At 54.5% G+C, this 23,366-nt stretch carries 24 protein-coding genes; 11 read left to right on the top strand and 13 right to left on the bottom strand.

Annotated features, from left to right (window positions below):
- Nucleotides 1–73 precede the first annotated feature (73 nt).
- From purH to dusB, 3 genes are read right to left on the bottom strand one after another with little or no spacing between them, the layout of a single operon-like run.
- On the bottom strand, nucleotides 74–1,654 hold the full coding sequence (purH, locus tag B9Z46_RS05745) for a bifunctional phosphoribosylaminoimidazolecarboxamide formyltransferase/IMP cyclohydrolase (protein ID WP_108255729.1): 1,581 nt from the start codon (nucleotides 1,652–1,654) through the stop codon (nucleotides 74–76).
- A gap of 5 nt (nucleotides 1,655–1,659) precedes the next feature.
- A complete protein-coding gene (locus B9Z46_RS05740) occupies nucleotides 1,660–1,896 on the bottom strand; it encodes a Fis family transcriptional regulator (protein WP_108254946.1) in 237 nt (78 codons plus the stop codon).
- Nucleotides 1,893–2,936 (bottom strand): tRNA dihydrouridine synthase DusB, encoded by a 1,044-nt coding sequence (gene dusB, locus B9Z46_RS05735; protein WP_108254945.1) that lies wholly within the window; start codon nucleotides 2,934–2,936, stop codon nucleotides 1,893–1,895. Before dusB ends, B9Z46_RS05740 begins: the two co-directional genes overlap by 4 nt.
- A 129-nt stretch (nucleotides 2,937–3,065) precedes the next feature.
- On the opposite strand from dusB, the gene B9Z46_RS05730 reads away from it, so the two are divergent.
- Nucleotides 3,066–3,581, top strand: coding sequence for a YqaA family protein (locus tag B9Z46_RS05730; RefSeq protein WP_108254944.1), 516 nt, complete (start codon nucleotides 3,066–3,068; stop codon nucleotides 3,579–3,581).
- A 27-nt stretch (nucleotides 3,582–3,608) separates the two neighbouring features.
- Here B9Z46_RS05730 and B9Z46_RS05725 read toward each other — a convergent pair whose 3' ends face one another.
- Genes B9Z46_RS05725 through B9Z46_RS05710 form a run of 4 tightly spaced genes read right to left on the bottom strand, consistent with a single transcriptional unit; the run spans nucleotide 3,609 to nucleotide 7,686 of the window.
- Nucleotides 3,609–4,361: a sulfite exporter TauE/SafE family protein gene (locus B9Z46_RS05725; protein ID WP_108254943.1), complete on the bottom strand. Its 753-nt coding sequence runs from the start codon at nucleotides 4,359–4,361 to the stop codon at nucleotides 3,609–3,611.
- A 52-nt stretch (nucleotides 4,362–4,413) separates the two neighbouring features.
- Complete coding sequence (locus B9Z46_RS05720) at nucleotides 4,414–5,406, bottom strand: ABC transporter substrate-binding protein (RefSeq protein WP_055361423.1); 993 nt, start codon at nucleotides 5,404–5,406, stop codon at nucleotides 4,414–4,416.
- Between the two features lie 12 nt (nucleotides 5,407–5,418).
- Nucleotides 5,419–6,396, bottom strand: a complete 978-nt coding sequence (locus B9Z46_RS05715; protein ID WP_055361424.1) for a tripartite tricarboxylate transporter substrate binding protein — start codon at nucleotides 6,394–6,396, stop codon at nucleotides 5,419–5,421.
- Between the two features lie 24 nt (nucleotides 6,397–6,420).
- The gene (locus B9Z46_RS05710) at nucleotides 6,421–7,686 is read right to left on the bottom strand and encodes a Rieske 2Fe-2S domain-containing protein (protein ID WP_055361425.1); all 1,266 of its coding nucleotides are present in this window, start codon (nucleotides 7,684–7,686) and stop codon (nucleotides 6,421–6,423) included.
- 158 nt (nucleotides 7,687–7,844) lie between these two features.
- On the opposite strand from B9Z46_RS05710, the gene B9Z46_RS05705 reads away from it, so the two are divergent.
- From B9Z46_RS05705 to B9Z46_RS05695, 3 genes are read left to right on the top strand one after another with little or no spacing between them, the layout of a single operon-like run.
- On the top strand, nucleotides 7,845–8,828 hold the full coding sequence (locus B9Z46_RS05705; protein WP_108254942.1) for a PDR/VanB family oxidoreductase: 984 nt from the start codon (nucleotides 7,845–7,847) through the stop codon (nucleotides 8,826–8,828).
- 2 nt (nucleotides 8,829–8,830) lie between these two features.
- On the top strand, nucleotides 8,831–10,045 hold the full coding sequence (locus B9Z46_RS05700; RefSeq protein ID WP_108254941.1) for a Gfo/Idh/MocA family protein: 1,215 nt from the start codon (nucleotides 8,831–8,833) through the stop codon (nucleotides 10,043–10,045).
- Entirely contained in the window at nucleotides 10,035–10,547 is a 513-nt protein-coding gene (locus tag B9Z46_RS05695) for a MarR family winged helix-turn-helix transcriptional regulator (protein WP_108254940.1), read from the top strand. The genes B9Z46_RS05700 and B9Z46_RS05695 overlap by 11 nt, the downstream gene beginning before the upstream one ends.
- Here B9Z46_RS05695 and ychF read toward each other — a convergent pair.
- Complete coding sequence (gene ychF / locus B9Z46_RS05690) at nucleotides 10,544–11,635, bottom strand: redox-regulated ATPase YchF (protein WP_108254939.1); 1,092 nt, start codon at nucleotides 11,633–11,635, stop codon at nucleotides 10,544–10,546. The genes B9Z46_RS05695 and ychF overlap by 4 nt on opposite strands.
- Nucleotides 11,636–11,703: 68 nt before the next feature.
- Between ychF and B9Z46_RS05685 the strand changes: the two genes are divergently transcribed.
- Genes B9Z46_RS05685 through B9Z46_RS05665 form a run of 5 tightly spaced genes read left to right on the top strand, consistent with a single transcriptional unit; the run spans nucleotide 11,704 to nucleotide 16,628 of the window.
- Entirely contained in the window at nucleotides 11,704–12,450 is a 747-nt protein-coding gene (locus B9Z46_RS05685) for an NTP transferase domain-containing protein (RefSeq protein ID WP_108254938.1), read from the top strand.
- Between the two features lie 21 nt (nucleotides 12,451–12,471).
- The gene (locus B9Z46_RS05680; protein ID WP_108254937.1) at nucleotides 12,472–13,650 is read left to right on the top strand and encodes an FAD-dependent monooxygenase; all 1,179 of its coding nucleotides are present in this window, start codon (nucleotides 12,472–12,474) and stop codon (nucleotides 13,648–13,650) included.
- Between the two features lie 43 nt (nucleotides 13,651–13,693).
- A complete protein-coding gene (locus B9Z46_RS05675; protein WP_108254936.1) occupies nucleotides 13,694–14,407 on the top strand; it encodes a DsbC family protein in 714 nt (237 codons plus the stop codon).
- On the top strand, nucleotides 14,404–14,853 hold the full coding sequence (locus B9Z46_RS05670) for a DUF3429 domain-containing protein (protein ID WP_055361433.1): 450 nt from the start codon (nucleotides 14,404–14,406) through the stop codon (nucleotides 14,851–14,853). The genes B9Z46_RS05675 and B9Z46_RS05670 overlap by 4 nt, the downstream gene beginning before the upstream one ends.
- A complete protein-coding gene (locus B9Z46_RS05665) occupies nucleotides 14,853–16,628 on the top strand; it encodes a M61 family metallopeptidase (RefSeq protein WP_233245931.1) in 1,776 nt (591 codons plus the stop codon). The genes B9Z46_RS05670 and B9Z46_RS05665 overlap by 1 nt, the downstream gene beginning before the upstream one ends.
- Before the next feature lie 3 nt (nucleotides 16,629–16,631).
- Here B9Z46_RS05665 and paaK read toward each other — a convergent pair whose 3' ends face one another.
- The 3 genes from paaK to B9Z46_RS05650 are packed head-to-tail and all read right to left on the bottom strand — an operon-like array spanning nucleotide 16,632 to nucleotide 19,232.
- Nucleotides 16,632–17,936, bottom strand: coding sequence for a phenylacetate--CoA ligase PaaK (gene paaK / locus B9Z46_RS05660; protein WP_055361434.1), 1,305 nt, complete (start codon nucleotides 17,934–17,936; stop codon nucleotides 16,632–16,634).
- Between the two features lie 25 nt (nucleotides 17,937–17,961).
- Entirely contained in the window at nucleotides 17,962–18,426 is a 465-nt protein-coding gene (paaI, locus tag B9Z46_RS05655; RefSeq protein WP_108255725.1) for a hydroxyphenylacetyl-CoA thioesterase PaaI, read from the bottom strand.
- Nucleotides 18,427–18,428: 2 nt separating this feature from the next.
- Nucleotides 18,429–19,232 (bottom strand): enoyl-CoA hydratase-related protein, encoded by an 804-nt coding sequence (locus B9Z46_RS05650; RefSeq protein ID WP_108254935.1) that lies wholly within the window; start codon nucleotides 19,230–19,232, stop codon nucleotides 18,429–18,431.
- Nucleotides 19,233–19,378: 146 nt separating this feature from the next.
- Between B9Z46_RS05650 and B9Z46_RS05645 the strand changes: the two genes are divergently transcribed.
- Nucleotides 19,379–20,158, top strand: a complete 780-nt coding sequence (locus tag B9Z46_RS05645; RefSeq protein WP_108254934.1) for an enoyl-CoA hydratase — start codon at nucleotides 19,379–19,381, stop codon at nucleotides 20,156–20,158.
- Between the two features lie 13 nt (nucleotides 20,159–20,171).
- Complete coding sequence (locus tag B9Z46_RS05640; RefSeq protein WP_233245930.1) at nucleotides 20,172–21,500, top strand: MATE family efflux transporter; 1,329 nt, start codon at nucleotides 20,172–20,174, stop codon at nucleotides 21,498–21,500.
- A gap of 53 nt (nucleotides 21,501–21,553) precedes the next feature.
- Here B9Z46_RS05640 and B9Z46_RS05635 read toward each other — a convergent pair whose 3' ends face one another.
- Together B9Z46_RS05635 and B9Z46_RS05630 are read right to left on the bottom strand one after the other, a co-directional pair.
- On the bottom strand, nucleotides 21,554–22,561 hold the full coding sequence (locus tag B9Z46_RS05635) for an asparaginase (protein WP_108254933.1): 1,008 nt from the start codon (nucleotides 22,559–22,561) through the stop codon (nucleotides 21,554–21,556).
- Between the two features lie 11 nt (nucleotides 22,562–22,572).
- A complete protein-coding gene (locus B9Z46_RS05630; protein WP_146179229.1) occupies nucleotides 22,573–23,340 on the bottom strand; it encodes an SUMF1/EgtB/PvdO family nonheme iron enzyme in 768 nt (255 codons plus the stop codon).
- Between the last annotated feature and the right edge of the window lie 26 nt (nucleotides 23,341–23,366).

The following is a 23,366-nucleotide window of genomic DNA, read 5'->3' as shown; positions in this document are numbered from 1 at the left end:
ATTTCGCTTGAGTCTGAACAGGCTCACATCATGCCTTTTTTCAAAGGCATGTTGCTCTACAAAATTTCACAGCTCAATGACGGAAGTGGCGCACGCCCGAGAAGACCATGGCCACACCGCGCTCGTCGGCCGCCGCAATCACTTCGGCATCGCGCATGGAGCCGCCCGGCTGAATGACGCAATTGGCACCGGCGTCCACCACCACATCGAGGCCGTCACGGAACGGGAAAAAGGCGTCGCTGGCCACCACGGTGTTTTGCAAGCTCAATCCAGCATGGCCGGCTTTGATGCTGGCGATGCGCGCAGAGTCCAAGCGGCTCATCTGGCCTGCGCCCACGCCCATGGTCATGCCATTGGCACAGAACACAATGGCATTGCTCTTCACGTACTTGGCCACTTTCCAGGCAAACAACAAGTCTTGCAGCTGCGCAGGTGTAGGCTGCACTTTGGTGACCACTTTGAGGTCGGCCAATTGCAGCTCGTGGTTGTCGGCGGTTTGAATGAGCAAGCCTGAACCCACGCGCTTGATGTCTTGTGCGTTGCGACCTTGCTCGAAGGGGGTGCCGCCTGCTTTGAATTCGGGCAAGGCAATTTGCAACACGCGCACATTGGCTTTGGCTTTGAAAATTTCCAGCGCTTCGGGTGAATAAGCGGGTGCCATCAACACCTCAACAAACTGCTTGCTGATTTGCTGCGCTGCCGCAGCGTCCACGATGCGGTTCAGCGCAATGATGCCGCCAAACGCGGATGTGGGATCAGTTTGGAAAGCTTTACTGTAGGACTCGAGTGCATTGGCACCCACGGCCACACCACATGGGTTGGCGTGCTTCACGATCACGCAAGCTGCTTCTGAAAAGCTCTTGACGCATTCCCAAGCTGCATCCGCATCGGCAATGTTGTTGTACGACAGCTCTTTGCCCTGCAGCTGCACAGCTGTGACCAGTGAGCCAGGCGCTGGATACAAGTCGCGGTAGAAGGCGGCTGTTTGATGCGGATTCTCACCGTAGCGCAAGTCTTGCAACTTCACAAAGCGGCCATTGGACTGCGCTGGATATTCGGTGCGAGTGCCTTCTTCCAAGTTGTAAGAAGACAGGTAATCGCTGATGGCAGCGTCGTAATTGCTGATGCGGTTGAATGCAGCGACAGACAATGCAAAGCGTGTTTTGTCAGACACTTTGCCGCTGGTTTTGAGCTCTTCAATCACAGTGGCGTATTGCGATGCGTCGGTGAGTACGGCCACGTCTTTCCAGTTCTTGGCGGCACTGCGAACCATGGCCGGACCGCCAATGTCGATGTTCTCAATGGCATCTTCCAAGGTGCAACCAGGCTTGGCCACCGTAGCTTCGAAGGGGTACAAATTGACGATGAGCAGATCAATGGTTTGAATGCCGTGCTCTTTCAGAGCGGCCATGTGTTCAGGCACATCGCGGCGTGCCAACAAACCACCATGCACTTTAGGGTGCAAAGTTTTCACGCGGCCGTCCAGCATTTCTGGAAACTCAGTGACTTGCGCCACTTCGGTCACGGGCAGACCTTGCTCGGCCAACAACTTGGCTGTACCGCCTGTAGACACCAACTCCACCTTCAGCGCATGCAGCGCTTTGGCGAGTTCGACGATGCCAGTTTTGTCAGAGACAGAAATCAGTGCTTTCATTTTTTTCACTTCAAAAGTTTGTGTTCGATCAGTTTCTTGCGCAGCGTGTTGCGGTTCAGGCCCAGCCACTCCGCAGCGCGCGATTGGTTTTGGTCGGCTTGTTGCATGACCACATCCAGCAATGGTTTTTCAACGGCATTCAACAGCATGTCGTACATGCCGTGAGGTTCTACGCCGTCCATGTCTTGAAAGTAAGCGTTCAAGCTGTCGCGAATGCACTCATCTATTTTCTTCTTGCTCATTCCATCGTCTCCAGCGCCATGTCAGGCTGAATGCCCGCCACAGCCTTTGGCATGCGCTCGATGCGCGCTGCCATCTCTTCAAAAAAATCTGCCACCGCGCGCGATTGCAATTCAGCCGTTTCCAAGGTGTTCATGTGGTCTCTGAACACATCACCCCCTGGCAAATCGCGGACGTACCAGGCAATGTGTTTGCGCGCAGAACGCACCCCGGTCAGTTCGCCGTACAAGCCATAGTGGTCTTGCAAATGGTCGAGCAATGCACGCTTCACCTCTGCCACCAAGGGCGGCGCCAAGTGTTCACCCGTGGCCAGGAAATGAACGATCTCGCGGAAGATCCAAGGACGACCTTGGGCTGCGCGGCCCACCATGAGGGCATCGGCACCGGTGTACTTTAAAACGTGCAGTGCTTTTTCAGGTGAATCAATGTCGCCATTGGCCACTACCGGAATTTTGACGGCCGCTTTCACGGCGGCCACGGTGTCGTATTCGGCAAAGCCTTTGTAGCCTTGCTCGCGAGTGCGTCCATGCACGGTCACCATTTGAATGCCCACACTTTCAAAAGCTTTAGCCAAGGTGAGCGCATTCTTTTCTGTGTCGCACCACCCGGTGCGCATCTTCAATGTGACGGGCACACCGCGCGGTGCACATGTGGCCACCACGGCTTCTGCAATTTCAATCGCCAAGCTTTCGTTTTGCATGAGCGCAGAGCCCGCCCATTTGTTGCAAACTTTTTTAGCGGGGCAACCCATGTTGATGTCAATGATCTGCGCACCCTGATCGATGTTGTAAGCGGCGGCCTCCGCCATCATGGGCGCATCGGTGCCCGCAATTTGCACCGCAATAGGACCTGGCTCGCCATCGTGGTTGGCACGGCGCGAGGTCTTCAAACTTTTCCACAAGTCTTTGCGGGACGTGACCATTTCGCTCACGGCATAGCCCGCGCCAAACTGTCTGCACAGCTGGCGAAACGGCCTGTCGGTGACGCCGGCCATCGGCGCCACAAACACAGCATTGGGCAAGACATAAGGTCCAATTTGCATGGGAAAAGGGGGTGGGTGTGGGGGCGGGCTGCTTAAAAAGGAGGCACGATTGTATTGCTTAAATTTTGAGCAAGGGCATTATTTTCAAAGAAATTTCAAAATTGAAACCTTTGGCTACACTCTATTGACATGGAAGATTGGATCACCCCTCACCTCTCGCAGCTTTTGGCTTGGCTGGCATTTCCTGAACACGGTTTGTCGACGGTGTTCTTGATCGCGTTCATCTCAGCCACCTTGTTGCCATTGGGCTCTGAGCCCGCCGTTTTTGGCTTGATCAAAATCAATCCCGACTTGTTCTGGTCGGCCATTTTGGTGGCCACCGCCGGCAACACCTTGGGCGGCATCGTCAGTTGGTGGATGGGCTATGGGGCACACCAAGCGGTGGACTTGGTCAGGAAAAAACAAAACCCAACAAAGTCAGAGCGCACCAGCTGGGGCGACAAATTTCACGGCCAAGCCTTGGCATGGCTTGAAAAAATGGGCCCTAAGGCCTGCTTGTTGTCTTGGCTGCCTGGCGTTGGTGATCCGCTTTGCGCTGTGGCAGGTTGGCTCAAAATGCCGCTCTTGCCTTGCGCCATCTACATGGCCATTGGCAAGTTCCTGCGCTATGTGGTGATGACGTCTTTGCTGTTGTGGGTTTTTTAAGACCACTCAACGCTTTAACTAAACGCTTTAACGGAGCACCAACAAACTGGCCACCAGCACCAAGAAGGCCAACAGAACTTTTCTGAAAGCGTCTTCACTCAGTCGGTGACGCAACTTTTGGCCTGTTTTCAAACCCAAGGCCATGGGCACCAAAGCCAAAATGGAATAGCCGAGGTCTATCAACTCCATACGCCCAAAGCCATACATGGCGATGTACAGCGGCCAGGCGGCATTCAAGTAAATGACACTGATGCAGCCCACAAACTCGTCGCGCTGCAACTTCAAAGACATCATGTAACTGATCAGGATGGGACCCATGAGAGAGGACACGCCGCCCAGCATGCCCGACAAGGTGCCAACCAAGGCTCCCACCCACCGCTCTTTTTTCGGTGGAATTTGGAAGCTGGGTTTGAACAACATGGAAACAACCGCCAGCACCACGGCAAACGCCACCAACATGTTGAGTTGCTTCACACTGAAAGACAAAGTCCAATGCACTGCAAAGACTGTCATAACAGCCTGCGTCAACATCAAAGGCCAAAAGCGTTTGATGCTGGCTTTCCAACTGGCCTCTTGCCAGGCCTGCCATATGTTGGAGACCAGCACAGGCACGGCCACCAGCGCAATGGCTTGGGTGCTGCCAATCATGAGTGACATGATCGGCACAGCAAACAAGGGCAAACCAACGCCCAATGTGCCTTTGACGATGCCGCCAAACAGGATCGCTGCAGCGCAAGCTGCAACGATCAACACCGTATCGGTGTTGAGCAAAATATCCATGAGGCGGACCTTGTGAATTTCACGCGCGTGAACTCACGCAGCGCGAAGGGATTTAAATCTTGAAAGCTTCCAGCGATTCTGGTGCAAACAATTCTTGCGGGCTGAGTTTGCGGGGTGACAAACCTTGTTCTTGGTGGTAACGCGTGAACGTTTCCAACACGTTCAGGTTGTTTTCCAAACCATACGACCACCAGTCATTGCCAAATTCACGACGTGCATCTTCCACATGGGCGGTCAACCAAGGCAACATGGCCTTGAGCGCTGCTGTTTCGTACAAATCTTCGTACGTGCGGCGCTGCGCTTCAATGAAGGCTTTGGTGAGCGATTGCGCAATCCAACGATTGGCTTCATACACTTCACGGCGAATCACCACAGTGTGCATGATGGGGAAAATTTTGGTTTGACGGTAGTACGCGCGCTCAATGTCCACGTAGTTTTCAAACAAGCGCTTGACCTTGCCATCGCCCTTCAAGAACGACGAAGGCATGCGCGCGGTGTAGAGCGCATCGAGTTCACCGTCGTGCAGCATTTGCGACAAAGTTTGGTGTGGCTGAATAGGGTGCACTTGAATGTTAGGCGGCAGATTCAGCTTTTGCTTTTCAATGCGGCCCGTTTCTTCTTCGCCACCGAAAAGGTAAGGCTGCGCATCGACAGGCACACCATAGTGGTCTTGCAAAATGCCACGAATCCACACAGGTGCGGTCATTTGGTACTCGGGGCTGGCAATGCGTTTGCCGATCAAATCTTTGGGTTCGTTGATGCCCGAGTTGGCATTCACATAGATGCAAGAATGACGGAAGAAGCGTGAGGGAAACACCGGAATCGCAATGAAAGGACGATCGGGTTTGTGCAAAGACACGCAATACGATGAGAGCGACATTTCGCAGACATCGAACTCACGGAAACGTGCCATGCGGAAGAAGGTTTCCTCCACGGGCAGGTTGAGGTAGTTCAAATCGATGCCGTCGACTTGAACGCTGCCGTCCATGAGGGCGCGTGTGCGATCGTAGTTCCAGCAAGCAAAGCTAAGAGGGAGTTTGGCCATGATTGAGTTTCCTTATTCTGGTTTCAAGCCAGCCAAAGCGACTGCTTTGGCCAATCGTTCGTTTTCGGACTGAATGGCTTTGCCATAGTCAGCGGCTGTGCTGCCTACGGCATCAATGCCTGCCGTGCCCAAGGTGGTCAACAGTTCGGGATGATTTTTCACCGCCGCGGCCTCTGCACTCAAACGTGCAATGGCACCTGCTGGCGCATTGGCTGGCGCAAGCGCACCAATGATGACGGCGAAATCAAAACCGGGAATGATTTCAGAAATGCTGGGCACTTGCGGCATCAAAGATGAGCGCTGTCCTGCATTGCTGCCCAAAATTTTGACTTGGTTGGTTTTTGCAAACCCGGCCAAAGAAGGCAAGGCTGAAAACAAGCACTCAACCTGACCACCGACCAAGGCCGGCACCGATTGACCCGAGCCCCTGAATGGCACATGCCGGATGTCAATGCCCAAGGCCGCCTTCATGGCTTCCATGGTGAGGTGGTGGCTACTGCCAATGCCAGAAGAACCATAGTTGAGTTGATCGGGACGCGCTTTGACGTATTGCACAAATTCTTGCAAAGTGTTCACAGGCACTTTGGGATGCACAGCCAAATACAAGGGCGAGCGCGCTAGCAAAGTCACTGGTGCAAAGTCGCGCTTCAAATCATAGGCCAAGCTTTTGTAAATGAGGGGGTTGATGGAGAACATGGATCCATCAGTCACCAAAAAAGTGTGCCCATCATTGGGACTGCTGGCCAAAGCCTGCGCAGAGACCACGCCATTGCCACCTGGTTTGTTTTCAATCACAACCCCTTGGCCAATGCGCTCACCAATGCGCTGCGCAAACACGCGCGCAACGGTATCTGGCAAGCCACCAGGTGCATAAGGCACGATGAATTTGACGGCCTTGGTGAAATTAAATGTGCTTTGACTCCAAGCAGGCATTTGCATGCCGGCCAACCAAGGGGCGGCAGAAACTGCCAACAGATCGCGACGTTTCATAAATGTCTCCAAGCGTTCAACAGATCAGACGGGTTGGGCGTCAAACTCACGCCAGTCTGTGGTTTTAGGGATGATGGATTGATAGGCACAAACCTGCGCAGGAATGTGGTTCTCGCCGGTGCCAATGGGCGTTTCACCAGCCATGAAGCTGCGAACGGCCTGCAGCATTCTTTGCCTGAACTCCACGATGGCCAAGTCGGATGCGCCCAATCGATCGAACGTTCTGTCCACGATGGGGCCCATCGACACCCACATGGCCATGTCTTGATTGGGAATGCCTTGAATCCCCGTGAAATTGCCCGCTTTCATGGCGGCACGGTCTTGACCAAACCGGTTCTCGTGCGTGCGTTTGGGATGGTATTGCGGATCTAAATCGGGGCCCACTTGCGCATGCAAAAATGCACGCCAAGTTTCATGATCAGGCGTTGTATCGGGAGAGCCCCAAGCCATGAAGTGAAAGGCTGTGTGGTGATCGTCGATGGGCACATTCATGTTGGCCACGTTGTACTGATCATTGGGCGGAATGAGGGCGGAGGCTGGTGCCACAAACACGGTACTGCGAACATAGTCGTGGGTTTGCGCATCCTTGATCGGCCTGCGTATGGCTGCATACCTGAAGCCATAGGGCGTGCGCTCCACTTGCATGCGCGGCGATTTGTCGGTCGAAGGTCGCAGCCATTGGGTGTCGGTGGCCTTGGCGCCATCTACACGCGCAGGCACCATGTCGGAGGAATGCAAGCTGGAACTGTGCGCAGAATCAATTTGTCCTTCCAAGATCTGCGCCCAATTGCAAGGAATGATGATCTTGGCCACAGCCAAACGCGACTCGGCATTGGGCGCCCAAGGGGGTGGCGTGAACTCGGGTTGGTGCTCGGGTGGCCCCATGTAAGCCCAAACAAAACCGCCCCACTCATGCGTGGGATATGCGCGGTGTTTGACTTTTTCAACCAAACCACTGCCCGCAGGCTCGGAAGACATGTCCACGACATTGCCCGCTACATCCATCTTCCAGCCATGGTAGAGGCAACGCAAGCCGCAGTCCTCGTTGCGGCCATAGACCAATGAAGCTTTGCGGTGCGGACAATATTCGTCCATCACGCCCACGCGACCTTTGGTGTCTCTGAAGACCACCAAGTCTTCGCCCAAAATTCTGGCCTTGATGGGCGTGCCATCGGGTTCAGACACTTCTTCTATCAAACAAATGGCAATCCATTGACGGCGCATGAGTTGCCCCATGGGCGCTTGGCCTTCAACGCGGCACAGCAAGTCATTTTCTTCAGGGGTGATCATGGTTTGGGCATTCAGAGCGCAAGTTCAAGCTGTTTGACACTTGCGAAATTATTCTTAGGGCTCTAAGATAATGGAAAAACATGACCGATGTCAAGTTTTACATTTGACAGACCCTTTTCTTAACTGATCTTTGGCCAAGACTCACCACAGCACTCTCAATGACCCAAGCGATTGACCCAGAATTTTCTTCTTTGCTGGTGCAGCACAAAAGCCAAGTGGCCAAAGACATTTGGCACTTCAAGCTGGTTCACCCCAATAGCCAAGATTTGCCCTCCTTCAAAGCAGGCGCGCACATCACCGTACAAACCCCCGCAGGCCAACGCCGCAATTACTCGCTTTGCAATGATCCAGCGGAAACAAGTTTTTGCGAGATCGCCATCAAGCTGGAAAGAAACGGACGGGGTGGCTCGCAAAGCATGGTGGACCAAGTTCAAGCTGGCGATTTACTCAGCGTCTCGTCACCCCGAAATGATTTTGAGTTGCTCGACAACGCCAATGAGGTGATCTTCATTGCAGGTGGCATTGGTGTCACGCCCTTGTTGTCAATGGCCAGGCAAATGGCCAGAGTGAAGGCAGACAGTGGGCAGGGTCACTTTCGGTTTTATTACTGCGCACGCGATGCAGAAGGCGCCGCTTTCATGCCTGAGTTGCTGGCCTTGGAAAGCGCGGGGCAAGTCAGTTTTCACTTTGACGGCGGCAACCCCGACGCAGGCTTGGACTTTTGGCCACTGCTGGAAAAACCCAGTCAAGCTCACATTTACTGCTGCGGACCGCAGGGCTTGATGGATGCCGTTCGAGACATGAGCGGCCACTGGCCACAAGGCCGCGTGCATTTTGAAAGCTTTGGGGCCAGCGCTTCGTCTCAAGCCGCCAACAGTCCCTTCAGCATTAAGTTATCGCAATCGCAAACAGTATTGCCCGTTGCCGAAACCGAAAGCATTTTGGAAGCGCTACGCAAAGCAGGCTACCGCGTCCCCAGTTCATGTGAAAGCGGTACTTGCGGAAGCTGCAAAACAAAATTGGTATCTGGCACTGTAGAACACCGCGACTTTGTGTTGAATGAAGATGAAAAGTCGACCCACATCATGGTCTGTGTGTCACGTGCCAGCTCACCCAACGACTTGATTGAAATTGACCTGTGAACATGGCAAGCGACAACATTTCAAGCATCAAAATAGGCGTTGCTGGCTTAGGCCGGGCCTTCACTTTGATGTTGCCGACATTTTTGCAAGACCCTCGTATTCAGCTGGTGGCAGCCACCGATCCGATTGCGGCAGCCAGAGCGCAGTTTGAAAAAGATTTTCAAGCCATCACCGTCGACAGCGTGGAAGCTTTGTGTGCCTTGCCCGACGTCGAGGTGATCTACATTGCAACACCGCATCAATACCACGCTGCGCATGTTCAGATGGCCGCCCAACATGGCAAACATTGCTGGGTCGAAAAACCCATGGCCATTTCTTTAGAGGAATGCACCCGCATGATGGAAGCCTGCCAAAAAGCAGGCGTGCAACTCATGGTAGGTCACAGCCACAGCTTCAATGCACCCGTGTTGCGCGCACGCGAGCTGATTGCATCAGGAGAGTTGGGGCAAGTTCGCATGATCACGGCCCTTAACTACACCGACTTTTTGTACCGTCCCAGACGTCCTGAAGAATTGAACACCGCATTGGGTGGCGGCGTGATCCACAGCCAAGCCGCCCATCAAATCGATGTGGTACGTTTGCTGGGTGGCGGCAAAGTGCGCAGTGTGCAAGCTTGCACTGGCCAATGGGATGCCACACGTCCCACCGAGGGTGCCTACAGTGCACTGCTGCAATTTGAAAACATGGCTTTTGCCACAGTCACCTACAACGGTTACGGCCACTTTGACAGTGATGTCTGGATGGACCATGTGGGCGAAATTGGTCAGCCCAAACCTGCCAACGAAAGCGCGCAGCGTTATGGCCAGGCGCGTCGCAGACTAGAAACAACCCATCACACGGACGAAGAATCAAGCCTCAAGGCCGCACGCAACTATGGCGGTCCTTTGTATGCGCCCGCAGCCATCACCAGCAATGCCTATCAACATTTCGGTCCTGTTGTGGTCAGCTGTGACAAAGGCGACATTCGTTTAACGCCCTTGGGGATGTGGGTCTATGGCCCAGACAAAGAATATTTCGAAGCATTGCCAGAACCAGCCTATCCGCGCAAAGAGGTTATTGACGAGCTGTTTCAAAACCTCCGAGGTTCGGGCGCATTGACGCACAGTGGTGCCTGGTCTCGCGCCAGCACCGAAGTTTGCTTGGGCATCTTGGAAGCTGCAACACATCAACACGCGGTACTGATGCACCACCAAGTGGGAGTGCAAGATGGCCACTAAGATTCCTGGAAACACCCAAAGTATTTTGAAACACTGGCACGAGTCCGTGCCAGATGATCGCCTGGCCCACTTGGTTCGTGATGCTGGCAGGGCCTTCAACAAACGACTGCAAGTGCGTTTGCAAAAATACAATGTGTCGTTTGGGCATTGGACATTTTTGCGAATTCTTTGGACCTCGGATGGCCTGACCCAAAAAGAACTCAGCGACTTAGCAGGTGTGATGGAGCCCACCACCTTCAGCGCCATCCAAGCCATGGAAGCCTTGGGTTATGTGGTGCGCAAACAAAAACCCGAGAATCGCAAAAACATGTACGTGCACCTCACGCCCAAAGGCAAAGCTTTGAAAAAAGCTTTGGTGCCCTTGGCCGTCGACGTCAATCACGTGGCAGTGCATGGCGTCAGCCAAGCCGAGCTCCTGACAACGCGCAAGGTGCTGTTGAAAGTGATCGAAAATTTAGCGCAAGAAGAAGCACAGATGGACATACGTCCATCGACGCCTTAACTGCTGAACAAGAAGTTCATCACGTCGCCATCTTTGACGACGTATTCCTTGCCCTCAGCGCGCATCTTGCCGGCATCTTTGGCGCCCTGCTCGCCTTTGAAGGCAATGAAGTCTTCGTAGGAAATGGTCTGTGCACGGATGTAGCCTTTTTCGAAATCCGTGTGAATCACACCCGCTGCTTGCGGTCCTGTGTCGCCCACATGAATGGTCCAAGCGCGCACTTCTTTCACGCCAGCGGTGAAATAGGTTTGCAAACCCAACAATGAATAAGCGGAGCGAATCAAGCGGTTCAGACCCGGCTCGGATTGGCCCAACTCTTCCAAGAACATCTGACGGTCTTCGTCTGACATTTCCGACATTTCGGCTTCGAGCTTGGCGCAAATGGCCACCACCGGTGCGTTTTGTGCCGCAGCGTAGGCTTTCAATTTGTCGAGCAAGGGGTTGTTTTCAAAACCGTCTTCGGCTACGTTGGCCACAAACATGGCGGGCTTGGCCGTGATCAAGAAGAATTGATTGAGCAATGGGCGTTCTTCTTTGCTGAACTCAATGGTGCGAACAGGCTTGCCTTCGTTCAGGGCGGCTTGGCATTTTTCCAAAATGGCCACCAACTTGATCGACTCTTTGTCGCCAGAACGCGCCGTTTTTTGCACGCGATGCAAACCTTTTTCCACCGCCGTCAAATCGGCCAAGCACAACTCGGTTTGAATGACTTCAATGTCAGAAATCGGATCCACACGGCCTGCCACGTGAATCACGTTGTCGTCTTCAAAGCAGCGCACCACATTGATGGTGGCGTCGGTTTCACGGATGTGCGCCAAGAATTTGTTGCCCAAGCCTTCGCCTGTGCTGGCACCGGCCACCAAGCCGGCAATGTCCACAAACTCCACAATGGCGGGCACGATGCGCTCGGGGGAAATGATGGCGGCCAACTCTTGCAAGCGCGGATCGGGCACCTCCACCACGCCGGTATTGGGCTCAATGGTGCAGAAAGGGTAGTTTTCGGCCGCAATGCCAGCTTTGGTCAAGGCGTTGAAAAGGGTGGACTTGCCAACGTTGGGCAAGCCCACAATGCCGCATTTGAGGCTCATGAGGGACTTTCTTGGATTCTTCGAACAATCCGTGATTTTAAAGGGTGCGCGTGGTCTAATTTCTGCCCATGACCCAAGCCCGCTTTGATTGCACCCTCCCCGCACCCTGCCCACGCCTTCGCGTGGTGGCCATTGTGTTGGCAGCAGGCACCGCGTCCCGCATGGGGGGACGGCCCAAATGCCTGTTGCAACGCGACGGCCAGACGCTGCTCCAGCGCCTGCTAGAGCGCCTAGAGGCTGCAGGCATTGACGAAACCGTGCTGGTTCTAGGGCACCATGCCGACGCTGTTCAAAAGGTACTGGACACCTCACCCCCTGCCTACACCTTTGGGCGTATGACCCTCCACCGCGTGCTGAACCCCCAACCTACAGATGGTCAAAACAGCTCTTTGCACCTGGGTCTGGCCAAGGCACAAAGTTTGGCGCCCGATTGGTTGATGGTGGCACTTGCAGACCAACCCCTGCTTGAGACGCAAGACCTTCAAGACTTGGTGGCCGCTGTGAAACACGCGCCCCCTGGCACGCAAATGCTCCAACCCCAGGTCGCAAAACCTGGCGAATCGGCACAACCGGGCAATCCTGTGATGTTGAGCAACGTGGTCATGACCGACCTCCTTCAAAAGGGCCAAAGCTTGGGCACCACAGATCTGTCCAAGCTGCCTGGTGGCAAGGAATGGCGGCAACGCAACCCTGCCCAGTTTCATCCTTGGACCACAGCCAATGTGCATTACCGAGTTGACATGGATACGCCCGACGACTTGGCGACATTGCAAAGGCAATACGGCATTCAACTGGTCTGGGGCCAAGGTCTTTGAGTGGCTTCTACAATTCACACCATGACGCACTCTTCCACCCCTTTTGACGTCTGCATTCGAGGCGCCGGCATTGTGGGCCGCAGCTTGGCCTTGCTGTTGGCGGCGCAGCAGTTGCGCGTGGCCTTGGTTCACAAGGGTGCCGTAGACCCTTCCGAGACGGGTCACAGTGATGTGCGCGCCTATTCCCTGAACACGGCGTCCAAGCAATTGCTGTCTGATCTGCGTTGCTGGCCCGAAGGCGATGCCTGTACCCCCATTTTGCAAATGCAGATTCAAGGCGATCAAGGCGGTGATTTGCGCTTTGATGCCGCAGCGCAAGGCGTTGAAGCCTTGAACTGGATGGTCGATGTGCCCGTGCTGGAAGCCAAATTGGCGCAAGCAGTGGCTTATCAAACCTACATTGAAGAGATGACCGAGCCTGCACCGGCCCCCCTCACCGTGATCTGCGAAGGACGCGCCAGCCAAACGCGTGCAGAGTTGGGTGTGAACTTTGAAGTCAAGCATTACGCACAACACGCGCTGGCCTGCCGCATTCAAACCTCTGAAGCGCACCACCAAGTAGCGCGTCAGTGGTTTCAAACCACACATGGCCCCGAAATCTTGGCCCTCCTGCCCATTGGCGGTAAAAACAGCCATGCGTGGGCGGTGGTGTGGTCCCTCACGCCAGAGCGCGCACAAAATTTGTTGCACGCAGATGCCGCCGATTTTTGTGCCCAACTGGCATCTGCCTGCGAACAAGTCGCCGGCACAGTTCAACTGACCAGCGAGCGCGCTGTGTGGCCCTTGCAGTTGGCCAAAGCCGAGAGATGGATTGGCGTGATCCCGCAAGCTACAGCTGCAGCTAAAGCCACTTCAAAACTCCAAGCCTTTGCATTGGCAGGTGATGCAGCGCATGCCATTCACCCATTGGCTGGCCAAGGCTTGAATGTAGGCTTGGGCGACGTGGCCGAATTGGCCCGTGTGATTGAAACCAAAGAATTCTGGCGGCCCTTGAACGATCCCAAACTGCTGCGCCGTTACGAGCGCGCACGACAAGCCGAAGTCTTGGCCATGGGCTGGGTCACGGACGGTCTTCAAAGCTTGTTTGCCCAGCCTGCCTTGCCTCTGCAAAAACTTCGCAACTGGGGCATGTCGGGCTTCAACCAATTCAGTCCCCTGAAAAAATGGATGGCCCAACACGCCATGAAATCTGCATCTTGAAACATGTGCATTGACGACCTCTTCACCTTAGGAATTTGAACCCATGCGCTTGATTCAAGCTTTCACCGCCACATGCCTGGTCCTTTGCAACACCAGCCTTTGGGCACAAGACGCCAACTTGAAAAAAACCTTGGCTGAGCGTTTGCCGTCGCTACCCAAAATTGAAGAGGTCAGCAAGACTCCCATGCCTGGCGTGTTTGAAATTCGTGTGCAGGGCAATGAGATTTTTTACACCGACGCCAAAGGCGATTTCCTGATTCAAGGCGCACTCATTGACACCAAGCAAAAGCGCAACCTGACTGAAGAGCGCAACGACAAACTCTCGGCCATTCCATTCGACAGCCTGCCGCTTAAGTACGCTTTTACCCAAGTCAAGGGCAATGGCAAACGCAAGCTGGTTGTCTTTGCCGACCCGAATTGCGGCTACTGCAAACGCTTTGAACGCGACCTGCAAAAAATCGACAACGTCACCATCTATCACATGATGTACCCCGTGTTGGGCGAAGACTCTAAAGTCAAATCGCGCAACATTGCCTGCGCCAAAGACCGCGCCAAAACATGGAATGACTGGATGCTGCAAGGCATCGCACCGCCTGCCGTCGCTTGTGACAACCACAACATTGACGCCATCGTCGAGTTTGGCAAGAAGAACCGCATCAACGGCACGCCCACACTTTTTGTGGCCGATGGCACGCGTGTGCCAGGCGCCATTGAAGCCGCTCAAATTGAATCGCTCTTGAATGGTGTCAAGCCATGAACCCCCACGCAGATCAAACCCGCAAGCACGTCAAACGCTTGGCCTATGCAGGCCTCATTCCCTTCGTGGGCATGGCCATGTTGTTGTGGCTGATCGATGCCGATCTGCACCCTTTTGTGGCCTTGGCATTGGCAGGCTACGGCGCCGCCATCGTGTCGTTTTTGGGGGGCATCCATTGGGGCATCGGCTTTCGCAATGTGGCGCGCATGCACAACGCCCCCTTGTTTAATTTTGGCTGGGGTGTGGTGCCTTCTTTGCTGGCTTGGATTGCCATCACCATGCCGGCTTATGCGGGCCTGCCCTTGCTGGCCTTGATTTTGATCATTTGCTACACCGTCGATCGCAAAGCCTACCTTGAAGCGGGCTTGCAAGACTGGTTGCCAATGCGCTTGCACCTGACTGTTGTGGCCGCCTTGAGCTGCCTGATTGGCGCTGCCGCCACTTGATGAAGAAAACAATGCCTGCCATTCACTACACCGTTGACGCCAGTCAAACCCACAGCCACCTCTTTCAAATTTCATTGCACATTGCCAAGCCCGATTCGGGTCAGGTGGTGTCACTGCCCGTGTGGATTCCTGGCAGCTACTTGGTGCGCGAGTTTTCTAAACACCTGCAAAACCTCAAAGCCAAACAAGCAGGCAAATCCGTCGGGGTGTTTCAAGACCATAAAAGCCAGTGGCACATCGATTGCAAAAATACCGCAGCCCTTGAATTGACCTACGAGGTCTATGCGTTTGACAATTCAGTGCGCACCGCATGGCTGGACACCCAACGCGGTTTCTTCAATGGCACCAGCCTGTGCTTGCGTGTCCATGGCCAAGAAGACGCGGCGCATGGCCTTAGCTTGACGGCCCCCAAAGGTTCAAGCTGGTCAGTGGCCACAGGCTTGCAAAGCGTCAAGGTCAACAAGCAAGGTTTTGGCGAGTACCTTGCGTCCAATTACGACGAGTTGGTCGATTGTCCGTTTGAGATGGGCAACTTCTGGCGGGGCGAGTTCACAGCCTGCGGCATCCCCCACGAATTTGTCATTGCAGGGGCCATGGCTTCATTTGATGGCGCGCGCTTGTTGGCTGACACGCAAAAAATTTGCGAAACAGAAATCAAGTTTTGGCATGAGAAAAAACCAGCTGCCCATGCCCCCTACAAACGTTACGTCTTCATGCTCAATGCGGTTGAAGAGGGTTATGGCGGTCTAGAGCATCGCAACTCCACCGCCTTGATTTGCAATCGGCGCGATCTGCCTTCTTTGGACATGAAAAAAATGTCCGAAGGCTATGTCACTTTGTTGGGCCTCATCAGCCACGAGTATTTCCACACCTGGAATGTGAAACAACTGCGCCCCGCCGAGTTCAAGCGCTACGACTACACCCAAGAGAATTACACCGAATTGCTGTGGTTCTTTGAAGGCTTCACCAGCTACTACGACGACCTGCTGCTGCGCCGCGCCAAATTGATTGACGATGCGCAGTACTTCAAACTGCTCAACAAAACCATCAACCTGGTTTTGCAGGCACCAGGGCGGCAGGTACAAAGTGTGGCGCAAGCCAGTTTTGACGCGTGGGTGAAGTACTACCGCCAAGACGAAAACACACCCAACGCCACCATCAGCTACTACACCAAGGGTGCATTGGTGGCTTTGTGCATTGACCTCACCCTGCGCGCCGAAGGCACGTCTAATTTGGACAACGTGATGCGCGGCTTGTGGGTGCGCTGCAAAGGGGGCCCCTTGCGTGAAGCAGATTTGTTGGCCGAGTTGGAAATGCAAACCGGCAGAAGCTGGAAGAAGGAACTCAAAGCTTGGGTGCACAGCACGCAAGAGTTGCCACTCAAAACTTTGCTGTCCTCGCACGGTGTGGTAGTTCACGAAGATGCGCCACAAATGGCACAGCGCTTGGGCCTGCGCGTACTCGAGGCACAAGGCGTGGTGCAAGTCAAAGCGGTGCTGCGTGGCGGCGCTGCAGAAAAAGCAGGCATGGCCGCTGGCGATGAATGGTGGGCCGTGGCCAGTGCCAAAGCCAAGTCACAAACTTGGCGCTTGAAAAAACTGGAAGACTTGTCGCTGCTGCTGGGCAATGAGAAAAAAGCCGTTGCCACCATCACGCGTGATCAAAAGGTGTTTGCACTGGCGCTGACATTGCCCAGCGATGTGCACACTTGGCGCTTAAGCCAAACAAGTACTTCGCTCAACGCCCGCACCAGCGCTTGGCTGGACGGGGCTTAGGATTTATTTGCCACGCAAGTCAAGCACGCGCTTGGCTTTGCCTTGGCTTCGCTCTACGCCACCTTCGGCGCGCAAATCAATTTCCACGCTAGAGCCGATGTAGACCTTGATCTCGTGCTGCAACATCTTGGCAGCTGCACGCGCTTCAATGCTGTCAGGCTGCATGCCGGGGCGTGTTTCTACGGCCACCTTCAAGTTGTCCATCGGACCTTCGCGCGTCAGCACGCACTGGTAATGCGGCGCCAGCTCCGGGCGCTTCAAAATGAGTTCTTCAATTTGCGAGGGGAACACATTGACACCGCGAATGATCATCATGTCATCGCTACGGCCTGTGATCTTTTCCATACGGCGCATGGTGCGTGCTGTGCCAGGCAACAGACGGGTTAAGTCGCGGGTGCGATAACGAATGATGGGCAAAGCCTCTTTGGTCAAACTGGTGAACACCAACTCGCCCATTTCACCATCGGCCACAGGCTCGCCTGTTTCGGGGTTGATGATTTCAGGGTAGAAGTGGTCTTCCCAAATAGTGGGGCCATCTTTGGTTTCGATGCATTCGCTGGCCACGCCAGGGCCCATCACCTCTGACAAACCATAAATGTCCACTGCATCAATGCCCATGCGCTGTTCAATGGCCGCTCTCATGTCATTGGTCCAAGGCTCGGCGCCAAAAATACCAATACGCAATGAGCTGCTTCGGGGGTCAATGCCCTGACGCTCAAATTCGTCGGCAATGGCCAGCATGTAGCTGGGCGTGACCATGATGATGTCGGGTTTGAAATCTTGAATCAGCTGTACTTGGCGCTCGGTTTGACCGCCGCCAAATGGCACCACGGTCAGGCCCAATTTTTCAGCTCCGTAGTGCGCACCCAAACCTCCAGTGAACAAACCATAGCCATAACTCACATGGACCATGTCGCCAGGTTTGGCGCCACCTGCACGAATGCTTCGCGCAACCACGGTGGCCCAAGTGTCAATGTCGCGCTGGGTGTAGCCGACCACTGTGGGCTTGCCTGTGGTGCCGCTAGAAGCATGAATGCGTGAGCAGCCGGAACGCGGTACCGCAAACATGCCGTAGGGGTAACTGTCGCGCAAATCGGCTTTGGTGGTGAAGGGGAATTTGGCCAAGTCGGCCAAGGATTGGCAATCACTGGGGTGAACGCCCGCCTTGTCAAACTTGGCCTTGTAAACGGGCGAGTTGTCGTAGGCGTGTTGCAGCGTGGCTTTGAGCCGCTTGAGCTGCAAAGAACGCAGCTCATCAACGCTGGCTTTTTCAATTGGCTCTAGGGGCAATGGGGAGGCTTTGCTCATCTCTGTATTTCCTACTTGTCCAAATTTATTCGGGGATCACGGTACCTGGAATCTGCGCGCTCTTGCCGCGGAACATGGCAATGACCTCGCCCTTTTGGTTGGTCACTTTCATGTCGTAAATGCCGTGACGGCCACTCAGTGTTTGTTCTTGTCCTACACAAGTGAGCACATCGCCCAATTGGCCGGATTTTAAAAATTCAATGCTGCATCCTGCTGCCACAGCCACCTTGTTGTAGCTGTTGCAGGCGAAGGCAAAGGTGGAGTCGGCCAAGGTGAAGATGAAACCGCCATGGCAAATTTTGTGACCGTTCAAATGAAGTTCTTTGACTTCCATGCGAATGACGGCGCGGCCAGGTTCGCAGGAAATGAGTTCCATGCCCATGGTGTCTTTGCTGGCCGTGTCGACTGCAAACATCGACACGCCCACTTGCTTGGCCAAATCGATGGCTGCTTGTGAAGGGGCTGCTACAGGATTTGCATGCGTGCTCATGTTCATTCGCCTTTAAATTGCGCGGGGCGTTTTTCCAAAAAGGCTTTCACGCCTTCAAAGTAATCGTGCGTTTTGCCCAACGCCGATTGCGCATCGCGCTCTTGGTCCAGCTGCTCAGACAAGCTGCGGGTGTGCGCGCCCATCATGAGTTTGCGCGTGGCCACCAAAGCCTTGGTGGGCATGACGGCCAATTTTTCGGCCATGGCCATGGCCGCGGCCAATGCGTCATCGGCCACATCCCAAATCACGCCCCACTCTTTGGCTTGTTGTGCGCCCAATTTGTCGCCCGTCATGGCCAAGGCCAACGCGCGAGGCATGCCCAAGCGTTCGACCAACAACCAACTGCTGCCGGCATCAGGGATCAAGCCAATCTTGCTAAAGGCCTGAATGAAGCTGGCATTGGGTGAGGCAATGGCAATGTCGCAGGCCATTGCGATGGAGGCACCTGCGCCAGCCGCGACGCCATTGACCGCCGCAATGATGGGCATGCGCAGCGATTGAATGCGGCGCGTGCTGGGATTGAAGGCTTGGTCAATGATGGGGCCGGGATCGGCGCGCTTCACCATGTCGGGGCCGGGCGTGAAATCAAATTCAGACAAATCGGCACCGGCGCAAAATCCGCGGCCTGCACCTGTCAGCACCACGGCGCGAATTTCTGGATCGGCTTCCGCTTGATCAAATGCCGCCCACAGGTCATGGTGCATTTGACGGGTGAAACTGTTCAGTGCCTGCGGACGGTTGAGCGTGACCAAGGCCACGGCACCGCGTTTTTCGAAGGTCACAGATAAAGTGCTGTCTTGGGTCATGGTCTAAGCCCTGCTTGTACGCCAAAAGGTCAAAATGTACCATTAACCGACCGATCGGTTGGTTAATGTTTTCCCTTGATTTTGGGCCTATTTTCATCCCGTTATAGTCAGGGGTAACGACATTCAACCCCCATTGGAGAACTGTTTTGGCTTACGAAAACATTGAAGTCCGCACAGAAGGCGGCAAAGTTGGCATCGTCACCCTGAATCGCCCCAAGGCTCTGAACGCCTTGAACGGCCCTTTGATGGACGAGTTGGGTGCTGCTTTAAAGGCCTTTGACGCCGACGAAGCCATCGGCTGCATCATCGTCACTGGCAGCGAAAAAGCCTTCGCGGCCGGCGCCGACATCTCAGCCATGGCCAAGCACAACTTCAACGATGTCTACAAACAAGACTTCATCACCCGCAACTGGGAAACCATTCGCAGCATTCGCAAACCGGTCATTGCCGCCGTCAGCGGTTTTGCATTGGGTGGCGGTTGCGAGTTGGCCATGATGTGCGACTTCATCATTGCCGCAGAAAACGCCAAGTTTGGCCAGCCCGAAATCAAACTGGGCATCATTCCTGGTGCAGGCGGTACGCAACGTTTGCCCCGCGCCATTGGCAAATCCAAAGCCATGGACCTGGTGCTCACAGGCCGCATGATGGACGCCACGGAAGCCGAACGTTCAGGTTTGGTCAGCCGCGTGGTGCCCACCGACAAACTGATGGAAGAAACATTGGGCGCTGCATTGCTGATTTGCAGCATGGGCCAATTGGCAGTGATGGCCGCCAAAGAAAGCGTGAACCGCGCCTTCGAAAGCGGCCTCACCGATGGCGTGATGTTTGAGCGCCGTTTGTTCCACGCCATGTTTGCCACGGACGATCAAAAAGAAGGCATGGACGCGTTTTTGAACAAGCGCGCACCCAACTTCACACACCGCTGATCAGCCTTTACTTTTGCAACACGCACTGACCACCGCGCCCATCGTTCCAACGATCTGGCGCTTAGCGTTGCCCAACGGCTTGGCCATGACGGCCGCAGCCTTGGTCAGCATTGCCGAGACTTGGTACGTTGGCCAATTGGGCATCATGCCCTTGGCTGGCATGGCACTGGTTTTTCCATTGGTCATGTTGCAACAAATGTTATCGGCAGGCTCGATGGGGGGTGGCATTACCTCGGCTGTGAGCCGCGCCATGGGCGCGAACAACTTGGAGAAAGCCAATGCATTGGTGTTGCATGCCGCCATCATTGGTTTGAGCGTTGGCCTGTTGTTCACGGTGGTGTTTTCGCTCTTCAGTGAGTTCATTTTCAGCGCGCTCGGCGGCAAGGGCGAGGCGCTTGCGCAATGCTTGTTGTATGCACATGTTGCGTTTGCAGGTTCTATCAGTGTTTGGCTCACCAATGGCTTGGCTTCTGTGATTCGCGGGTCTGGCAATATGCGCACCCCCTCCAAAGCTTTGCTCATCACATGCTTGGTCCAGGTGGTCTTGAGCGCAGTTCTAGGTTTGGGCTTCGGGCCGGTGCCCAGCTTTGGCATGGTGGGTATTGCGACGGGTTTCTTGATTGCTTTTACGGGCAGTGCACTTTACTTTCTATGGTTTCTGCGCTCAAAAAACAGCACCCTTCGATTGAACTTCAACAGCCCGCTGTCCAAAGAATTGTTTGTGGACATCCTCAAAGTGGGCGGCATGTCCAGCATTTCCTCTGTGCTGACCGTGGCGACCATTTTGGTGGTGACGCGATTGATTGCCAACTTTGGCCCTGAAGCTTTGGCGGGTTATGGCATCGGCACACGCCTGGAATTTTTGTTGGTGCCCATCACCTTCTCCTTTGGCGTTGCTTGCTTGCCGATGGTGGGCATGGCCTTGGGCGCCAAGCTTGTGGCGCGCGCCAAAAAGGTGGCTTGGACGGGCGCCATGATGGCTGCCGCCTTGGTGGGTTGCATCGGCTTAGTCGTGATGATGTGGCCGGGCTTGTGGGCCAATTTGTTCAGCAGCAACCCCTTGGTCTTGGCCAGCGCCAGCCAATACTTTCTGACGGTGGGGCCTTGTTATGGTTTCTTCGCATTGGGCTTGTGCCTGTACTTTGCATCACAAGGTGCTGGTAAGTTGTGGGGGCCCATTATGGCGGGCACCTTCCGCTTGGGGACGGTTGCCGCAGGTGGCGTCTGGTTATCGCAGAACAATGGCACGGCAGACCAGATGTTCATGGTCATTGCAGCCGGCATGGTCAGCTATGGCGTGCTCACCGCTTTGACCGTTTGGAAAACCAACTGGGCGCGATAAAAAAGCCACCTCGATGGTGGCTTTCAAGCTTTCAGGCTTTCAGGCCTTGTCATTCAAGCCGTTTGAATTTTGAAGATGGGGCGACGCTCGCCCACATTCAAACCTTTGATGTTCTTCAAGGCATGCGCGCGCCAAGGCATGAGTTCTTCACGCTGCTTGGCATCCAACCATCCCAATTGGTCCAAGGCCTCAATGGTGGCCGCAAACAAAGCTGGCTTGTTGCCATCGGCAATTTTCAGGGCCAAGGCTTGCCCACGTGAACGGTTGCCGATCACTTGAACACCATCGGCGCCCACCTTGCTCACCCAGTCGCCGCGGCCAACACGCATCAAATCAGCATCACTGCGGCCCGTACCCGAGACCAACTCGGGATGCGCCGTCATGGCTTCGCCCAACAACTTCAAACTTGCACCATAGACATCGTCTGCTTCGGGCTTGGCCAGACGCGCATAGCTGCGCGCCAAATTGGACAAAGGCACCGCAAAGTTGGGCGCCGAGCAACCATCGATGCCCCACCCCATGTCTTCGGATGCAACACCAGTGACATCGGCCACGGCTCTGCGAACTTGTTGTTGCAAAGGATGTTCAAGTTCGGTATAGCTTTCTTTGGCCACGCCATGCAATGAACAGTAAGCCAAAAATCCACTGTGCTTGCCGCTGCAGTTGTGATGACGTTCGTCCACCACAAAGCCCTCGGGCAGGGGTTGATCGTTGAAACTGAAACGGTAGGGCACATGACAGCCGCAACGCAACTGTTGGTAAGTGTTGCCACTCTTTTGCAGGATCGATGAAACTTGCTCGACGTGCATGTCTTCACCGTTGTGACTGGCGCACATCACCGCCAACTCTTTGGATGTCAAGGCCAGTTGTTGTGCGCCGCCACTTTGAATCAATGGCAAGGCTTGAAGCGCTTTCAAAGTAGAGCGTGTGAAGCACAGCCAATGGGGATTGCCCACATGCGCCACGACGCGGCCCTGTGTGTCGGTCACCGCCAATGCCCCCAAGTGCAAGCATTCCGAAATGCCGTTGCGGGTCAGTTCAATCATGGGGGAGAAATTCATAGAACCTCAATTCAGTTGTCTTGTACACATCGGAATCCAATGTAACCCACCCGTGTGTCTTTGGGTTTGGTGGCCACATCCGATTCTATTTGGCGATCGGCGTCATACCACCATGAACCCCCACGCGTCATTTTTTCTGAGCCTTGGCCAGTGTCAACCCACTCCCACACATTGCCGCCCATGTCAAACAAACCATTGACACCCGGCGGTGTGGTCATCACGGGCACATGGCCTACCCCACGCCAAAGGGCACCTTGTGGCGCAGTGCCTTGATAGTTTCCACAGCCATTTAAACAGTGGCTTTTCTGTGCACTTTGACCGTTTGGATAGGTATAACGCTGACCTTTTTGAAAGCCCGTTGGCGGCTGATCGCGCTGCTCCAAATAAGCGGCCTTCACCCACTCATGGTCTTTGGGCAATCGTTTGCCCTGAAATCGACACATTTGCTGCGCTTCATCAAACGTGAGGTGCACAGCCGGTTCGTTGTCTTGTGCCAATTTGCCAAAAGGGGCTCGCCAAGTCCAACCCGCTTTTTGAGTCCACCCAGCTTCATAAATGAAGCCACCCCGCTCCTTTTCAGCCTGACTGACAAATCCTGTTTGATGGGCGTACTGCTTAACCTGCCCAACACTCACTTCGTGCACATCCCACATCAGGCCATGAGCCCGCACTTGGGGTGCCCAATCCTTTGCCAAAGCTTGAGAAGTCACAACGCCGGCATGCCCAGCTGACAACAAGATCAAAGTGATTTTGAGTAAAGCGCAAATGAAAGAAGTCATGTCAAAAATGGCGTGAACAACATGCG

The sequence above is a fragment of the Limnohabitans sp. Hippo4 genome, from assembly GCF_003063605.1.
Lineage (GTDB): Bacteria > Pseudomonadota > Gammaproteobacteria > Burkholderiales > Burkholderiaceae_C > Limnohabitans_A.
This window is presented reverse-complemented; position numbering and strand designations above follow the sequence as displayed.